This window comes from Vibrio sp. 1249-1 (assembly GCF_033340495.1).
In genome coordinates this window covers 1-662 of sequence record NZ_JAWOWJ010000632.1, presented here as the reverse complement: position 1 = coordinate 662, position 662 = coordinate 1, and the positions used below count along the sequence as shown (strand labels likewise).

Annotated in this window: 1 protein-coding gene; it reads right to left on the bottom strand. The window is 51.2% G+C overall.

Annotated features, from left to right (window positions below; genetic code table 11):
• The coding region (locus R7Z50_RS28055; RefSeq protein ID WP_318149830.1) for an FAD-dependent oxidoreductase at nucleotides 1-662 on the bottom strand (662 nt) is incomplete at both ends.

Genomic DNA, 662 nt, shown 5'->3' with positions numbered 1-662 from the left:
TCCGCCGGATTCGTTAAGAAATGGAACTTCACGCCCTCATGTTCAGCTTCGACGATTTCGTAGTCCTCGGCCGGCATTTCGTCGCGAGTTCGACGATAGATCAAAGTGGTATCGGCACCCGCACGACGCGCCGTACGCGCGCAGTCGATCGCAGTGTTACCACCACCAATCACGGCAACTTTTCTGCCCGTCGCGTAGTTTTGTTCTGTAACGTAATCTTTCAGGTAATCAACACCGAGATAACAGCCGTCCAAGTCGCTACCAGGATAATTCATTTCTACCGCTTGAGACGCCCCCACAGCCAAACAGACAGCATCGTAGTCTTCACTCAATTGAGACAGCGTAAAATCAACCCCAAGCTTTTTGTTGGTTTCAACTTGCATGCCGTTGCGGCACATCAGTTCGATTTCTTTGTCTAGAATGTCTTTGGGTAGGCGATATTCAGGAATGCCGTAGCGTAGCCAACCGCCTGCTTTTGGCATGGACTCAAATACGGTGACGTCATAACCTTCATTCGACAAGTAATAACCTGCCGTTAAGCCACCGGGGCCACTACCAACAACGGCGATCTTGCGATGCTTCGCTGGTTTTTTCTCTGGGACATACGCTTCATGCGCCGCTAGATCTGCATCTGCGGCATGGCGTTTGAGTTGGCGAATGGC